The 6,143-nt window shown below is 74.0% G+C and carries 5 protein-coding genes; 3 read left to right on the top strand and 2 right to left on the bottom strand.

All coding sequences use genetic code 11. The annotated features are described in order from the left end of the window. Nucleotides 1–212: 212 nt before the first annotated feature. Entirely contained in the window at nucleotides 213–2,585 is a 2,373-nt protein-coding gene (locus OFY01_RS14105; protein ID WP_266599804.1) for a phosphoketolase family protein, read from the top strand. A 17-nt stretch (nucleotides 2,586–2,602) separates the two neighbouring features. Then, nucleotides 2,603–3,430, top strand: a complete 828-nt coding sequence (locus OFY01_RS14100) for a universal stress protein (RefSeq protein WP_266599802.1) — start codon at nucleotides 2,603–2,605, stop codon at nucleotides 3,428–3,430. A gap of 51 nt (nucleotides 3,431–3,481) precedes the next feature. Here OFY01_RS14100 and OFY01_RS14095 read toward each other — a convergent pair whose 3' ends face one another. Next, the gene (locus OFY01_RS14095; RefSeq protein ID WP_266599800.1) at nucleotides 3,482–4,171 is read right to left on the bottom strand and encodes a response regulator; all 690 of its coding nucleotides are present in this window, start codon (nucleotides 4,169–4,171) and stop codon (nucleotides 3,482–3,484) included. A gap of 284 nt (nucleotides 4,172–4,455) precedes the next feature. Between OFY01_RS14095 and OFY01_RS14090 the strand changes: the two genes are divergently transcribed. Further along, nucleotides 4,456–5,316: a universal stress protein gene (locus OFY01_RS14090; RefSeq protein WP_266599798.1), complete on the top strand. Its 861-nt coding sequence runs from the start codon at nucleotides 4,456–4,458 to the stop codon at nucleotides 5,314–5,316. Between the two features lie 44 nt (nucleotides 5,317–5,360). Here OFY01_RS14090 and OFY01_RS14085 read toward each other — a convergent pair. Then, the coding region (locus OFY01_RS14085) for a universal stress protein (RefSeq protein WP_266599796.1) at nucleotides 5,361–6,143 on the bottom strand (783 nt) is incomplete at its 5' end.

The following is a 6,143-nucleotide window of genomic DNA, read 5'->3' as shown; positions in this document are numbered from 1 at the left end:
TCCGACAACGGTCCCGGTATCCCCGAAGAGCTGCGCAAGACCGTCTTCGAGCGGTTCGTGCACGGCGAGGGGCGCCGGGCCGTGGCAGGGTCGAAGGGGTGCGCGCGGTGGGCCGGTCCGCCCCTTACCGGTGCGGCGGGGGGCGTGGGAGCGTGCCGGGCGAGGGGGCCGACGGCTGCCCCCGCCACTGCCGTCCATGCTGAGGAGTCGTGATGGCGAAGGATCTGCCGAAGCACCGGCTGGCCGCGCTCGACGCGTACTGGCGCGCCGCGAACTATCTGTCGGCGGGCCAGATCTATCTGCTCGACAATCCGCTGCTGACCCGTCCGCTGACTCCGGAGGACATCAAGCCGCGGCTGCTCGGCCACTGGGGTACGTCGCCGGGTCTCAACCTCGTGCACACGCACCTCGACCGGGTGATCCAGGACCGGGATCTGGATGTGCTGTGCGTGTGGGGTCCGGGGCACGGCGGCCCGGCCGTACTGGCCAACGCGTGGCTGGACGGCAGTTACACGCGTACGTATCCGGACGTCACGCGGGACGCGGCCGGGATGCGACGGCTGATGCGGCAGTTCTCGTTCCCGGGCGGCGTGCCCAGCCATGTGGCGCCCCAGACGCCCGGTTCGATCCATGAGGGCGGCGAGCTCGGCTACGCGCTCGCGCACGCGTACGGGGCGGCCCTGGACAACCCTGATCTCCTGGTGGCGTGTGTGATCGGCGACGGGGAGGCGGAGACCGGCCCGCTGGCCGCGTCGTGGCACGCCGACAAGTTCCTCGACCCGGTGCACGACGGGGCGGTCCTGCCGATCCTCCACCTCAACGGCTACAAGATCGCCAACCCGACGCTGCTCGCCCGTGTCCCGCGATCCGAGCTCGACGAGCTGCTGCGCGGCTACGGCCACGAGCCGCTGCACGTCGGCGGCGCCGATCCGTTGCGTGTCCACCACGACCTGGCGCGCGCCCTCGACACGGCGCTCGACCGGATCGCCGCCATCCAGCGGGAGGCCCGTGCGGGCCGGACGGGCAAGGCGCGGGAGCGTCCGCGCTGGCCGGTGATCGTGCTGCGCACGCCCAAGGGGTGGACGGGCCCCGACGTCGTCGACGGGGAGCCGGTCGAGGGGACCTGGCGGGCGCATCAGGTGCCGCTGGCACGGGTGCGTGAGGACCCCGAGCATCTGCGGCAGCTGGAGGCGTGGCTGCGCTCCTACCGTCCCGACGAGCTCTTCGACGCCGCAGGACGCCCGAGCGACCTCGTCCTGTCGTGCGTGCCGGCCGGCCCGCGCCGCCTGGGCGCATCCGTCCACGCCAACGGCGGTCTGCTCACCCGTGCGCTGCCGGTCCCCGCGCTGGAGGACTTCGCGGTCCCCGTCGACAAGCCGGGCAGCACGCTGCACGAGCCGACGCGGGTCCTGGGCGGGCTGCTGGCCCAGCTCATGCGGGACACGGAGCAGCGGCGGGACTTCCGGCTCGTCGGCCCCGACGAGACCGCCTCCAACCGGCTCCAGGCCGTCTACGAGGCCACCGGCAAGGCGTGGCAGGCGGACACACTGCCCACCGACGAGCATCTGGCACGCGACGGTCGCGTCATGGAGGTGCTCTGCGAGCACCTGTGCCAGGGCTGGCTGGAGGGGTACACACTCACCGGCCGGCACGGCCTGTTCTCGTGTTACGAGGCGTTCGTGCACATCGTCGACTCGATGGTCAACCAGCACATCAAGTGGCTCGGCACGGCGCGCGGGCTGCCGTGGCGGGCGCCGGTGCCGTCGCTCAACTACCTGCTCACCTCACACGTGTGGCGCCAGGACCACAACGGCTTCTCCCACCAGGACCCCGGTTTCGTCGACCACGTCCTCAACAAGAGCCCGGATGTCGTACGGGTGTATCTGCCGCCGGACGCCAACACACTGCTGTGCGTGGCCGAGCACGTCCTGGACAGCCGGGACCACGTCAATGTCGTCGTCGCCGGGAAGCAGCCGTGCTTCGACTGGCTGAGCCTGGACGAGGCCCGCGCGCACTGCGCGCGCGGCGTCGGGGTGTGGGCGTGGGCGGGCACCGAGGACGGCACCCGGGAGCCGGACGTGGTCCTGGCCTGCGCGGGCGATGTGCCGACGCAGGAGGCGCTCGCCGCCGCGGCGCTGCTGCGCCGCCATCTGCCCGAGCTGGCGGTGCGGGTGGTCAACGTCGTCGACATGACCAGGCTGCTGCCCGCCGAGGAGCATCCGCACGGCATGCGGGACTCCGAGTACGACGCCTTGTTCACGCGGGACCGGCCGGTGGTCTTCGCGTATCACGGCTACCCGTGGCTGGTGCACCGTCTCGCCTACCGCCGGGCCGGTCACGCGCACCTGCACGTGCGCGGCTACAAGGAGTCGGGCACCACGACGACCCCGTTCGACATGGTGGTGCGCAACGACCTCGACCGGTACCGGCTCGTCATGGACGTCGTCGACCGGGTGCCGGGCCTCTCGGTGCGGGCCGCGGCCGTGCGCCAGACCATGGCCGACGCGCGGACCCGGCACCACTCCTGGATCCGTGAGCACGGTGTCGACCTGCCGGAGGTCGCCCACTGGTCGTGGTCGCAATGACCGGGAAGGAACCGTTCGTGTCCGAGCCGTCCGTCTGCGTCGTGTCGGGTTCGGTGGTCGTCGGTGTCGACGGCTCCCCCGCGAGCGTGGCCGCCGCCCGGTGGGCGGCCGACGAGGCGTGGCGCCGCGGGCTGCCACTGCACGTGCTGCACGCCGGGGTCGAGGACGCCGGGTCGGGGCTGCCCGAGATCGACGCGCCCGCCTCGCTGGCCGACGCCGCTCTGCGCGAGCTGCCCGTAGGGCTGCTGCGGGAGCATCCGACGCTCACCGTGCGGGCGCACCGCACCGCTGGGCCCCCGGTGCGCGCGCTGCTCGACGCGGCGGCCCGCGCCGAGCTCCTCGTACTCGGCTCGTACGGGCTGACCGGGCTGCCGGGCGTGCTGGTCGGTTCGGTCGCCGGGGCCGTGTGCGCGCGGGCCGCGGGGCCCGTGGTGCTCGTGCGGGCCGGGCAGGAGACCGAGCAGGCGCGCGACGGCAAGGAGCGGCCGGTGGTCGTCGCGGTGGACCTGGACCGCCCGGCCGACGCGCTGTTCGCGCAGGGCTGTGCGGCGGCCGCGGCGCGCGGTGTGCCGCTGCACGTGCTGCACGCCCGCACGGCGCGTGAGAGCGAGCCGGACACGGCGCTGCGGGACGCGGTGCGGCTGTGGCGGTCGACGTGTCCGCGGGTGGAGACGGTGGAGCGGCTGGTGTCCGGGCATCCGGCGCATCAGCTGGTCAAGGCGTCGGACGGCGCCGCGCTGTTGCTGGTGGGCCGTCACGGCTCGGCCGGGGAGCGCCTGGGCCACGTGGCGCACGCCGCGATCCGGCATGCCGCGTGTCCGGTGGCGGTGGTCGCGCACGACTGACCGGACGACGGACGAAGACTCACCGCCTGCCGCGGTGAGTCTTCGGCGGTCTCAGACGCTCTGGCGGTGGCGCTCCTCGGTCTGCGTGGCGATGACCGCGGCCTGGATGCGGCGCTCGACACCGAGCTTGGCCAGCAGGCGGGAGATGTGGTTCTTGACGGTCTTCTCGGCCAGGTAGAGACGGCGGCCGATCTGCCGGTTGGTCAGGCCCTCTCCGATGAGCGCGAGGATCTCCCGTTCACGCGCGGTCAGCCCCTCCAGGGCGTCGGGCTCCGGCGGCCGGTCGTGCTCGCCGCGCAGCCGGGCCAGGAGTTGGGTGGTGGCCGCCGGGTCGAGCAGCGACTCGCCCGCCGCGACCGTGCGCACCGCGCTGACCAGGTCGGAGCCGTGGATCTGTTTCAGTACGTATCCGGAGGCACCCGCCATGATCGAGTCGAGCAGTGCCTCCTCGTCGTCGAACGAGGTGAGCATCAGACAGGCCAGGCCCGGCATGGCCGACCTGAGCTCCCTGCAGACGCTCACGCCGTCGCCGTCGGGCAGCCGCACGTCGAGCACCGCCACGTCGGGGCGGAGCGCGGGCACCCGCACCAGGGCCTGCTCGGCGGTGGCGCCCTCGCCGACGACCGTGATGTCCTGCTCGTCCTCCAGGAGGTCGTGCACACCTCGGCGTACGACCTCGTGATCGTCCAGGAGGAAGACCCGGATCGGGCCCGTGGGCCCTGACTGCTCGTACTGCGTCATCGCCGGCTCCATCGCTGCCTCATGGCCCGGTCGCGGCGCCCACGCGCGCGTACCGTGCCGCCTGCTTCCCGGGGCCGATCCTTCACCCTTTGGACCCGAGGGGCCAGGGCCGTTCGGCCCTCTCCCCATAGTGCGCCGGATCGCGGCGAGACGGCGCGGCCGCCCGGCACCCGTGTGCTGCCCGTTCGGCCCCTGGTACGCGCGCGTGGCGGGTCGGCACGCTCGTGGTGAGGACATCCCGGGCCTCGGCACCCGGCCGGGCCCGCGTCGTACCGGAGGTCTCCATGATCCGCCCGATCACCGTCGGCATGGACGGTTCGCCCGAGAGTCTGGCCGCGGCCGACTGGGCCGCCCGGGAGGCCGGGCGGCGCGATCTGCCGCTTCGGCTCGTGCAGTCCTGGCCCGCGTACCACCACGACGCGCCCTCCCTCAAGGACCCGGCACGGCTTCGCCACTTCGAGCTGCGGATCCTGCGTGAGGCGCGGGAGACGCTCCAGGCCCGCCACCCCGCGCTTCCGATCGACACCGCACAGTTGCACGCCCCGGCCGCCGAGATGCTGCTGAGCGAGTCGGCGCGGGCCGCGCTGCTCGTCCTCGGGTCGCGGGGGCAGGGGCCGCTGGCCGGGTTTCTTCTCGGTTCGGTCAGCCACCAGGTGCTCGCTCACGCGCACGGCCCCGTGGCCATGGTGCGGGCCACCGAGCGTTCGGCGGCCGAGCACGACGGTGACGGGGTCGTGGTGGGGCTTTCCCGCCTGGACACCTCGGTCGCCGCGCTGCTCGATCTGGCGTTCGCTCAGGCGGCGGCCCGGCACTCCTCGCTGCGGGCCGTGCACGCGCCGTCGCTGCCGCCGCGCGACCGCTACGACCTGCCCGAAGGGCCGGAAGACACGGTCACCGCGCGGACCCGCAAGGAGCTGTTGGAACTCCTGGTGCCCTGGCGCGAGGCCCACCCCGACGTGCCCGTCACCGCGACCGTGGAACTGGCCCACGCGACCGGTGTGCTGCTGCGGGCGGCCGAGCCCGCCGGGCTCGTCGTGGTGGGCCGCAGGCTGCACCGCCATCCGCTCGCCCCGTCTCCGGGCGCCGTGGCCCACGCGGTGCTGCACCACGCGTCGGCGCCGGTCGTCGTCGTGCCGTACGCGTAGCGCCTCGTCGAAAGGGTCTCAAGGAGCCTCTCCGTCCGCCGTGGTCACCCGTGCGGGACCACGGCGACCGGCGCGACGGCGTGGTGCAGCACCGCCTGCACCACCGGGCCGACCTGACCCGGATGCCCTCCGCCGCGGCCCACGACGATCAGTGAGGCGTCGTGGGACGCCTCGACGAGCAGCGGGCCCGCGCTGCCGATGACGGCGTGTTCACGCACGGTGACACCGGGGTACCGGTCGCGCCAGGACTCCAGCACGTCGTTGAGCCGCGCGCGGGCGCGGGCGGCCAGCTGGGCGTCCAGTTCGGGGTCGAGAGCCCCGCTGAACCGGGCGTAGTACGGCGGCAGGCTCCAGCCGTGGACGACGTGCAGCCCGCTGCGGCGCCGGGCCGCCTCGTCGAAGGCGAAGTCGAGCACGGCCGCGTCGGCGTGCGCCGGGTCGAGGCCGAGGACGACGTCCCGGTAGGCGGCGGACTCGGACTCCCGGCCGACGGCGTCCGGGACGTGCTCGGACGCGCCGCGCTCGCCCGCCGGTACGAGAACGACGGGAGCGGTGCTGCGCGCCACCACGGCGTGGGCGACGGAGCCGACGACAGAGCCGGTCAGCGGGCCGAGCCCGCGGGAGCCGAGCACCAGAAGACCGGCTTGCCCCGCCTCGTCGAGCAGGGCCTGCACGGGTTCGCCGGGCAGGTCGTCCGTCTCGACGGTCAGTCCTGGGTGGCGGCGCCCCGCCTCCCCCGCCGCCTCGGTCAGCATGGTCCTGGCCCACGTACGGGCGGCCTCCCCCATGTCGTGCGGCAGCGGGATCCCGCCCAGTTGCGGGATCCC

The organism is Streptomyces beihaiensis, assembly GCF_026274175.1.
Taxonomy (GTDB): domain Bacteria; phylum Actinomycetota; class Actinomycetes; order Streptomycetales; family Streptomycetaceae; genus Streptomyces; species Streptomyces beihaiensis.
Note: the sequence above shows the minus strand (reverse complement) of the source record. Positions and strands in the feature narration are given on the sequence as shown.

Coding starts and splice junctions, on each gene's coding strand:
- OFY01_RS14105 (WP_266599804.1), top strand. CDS start 213: ATGGCGAAGGATCTGCCGAAGCACCGGCTGGCCGCGCTCGACGCGTAC.
- OFY01_RS14090 (WP_266599798.1), top strand. CDS start 4,456: ATGATCCGCCCGATCACCGTCGGCATGGACGGTTCGCCCGAGAGTCTG.
- OFY01_RS14095 (WP_266599800.1), bottom strand. CDS start 4,171: ATGACGCAGTACGAGCAGTCAGGGCCCACGGGCCCGATCCGGGTCTTC.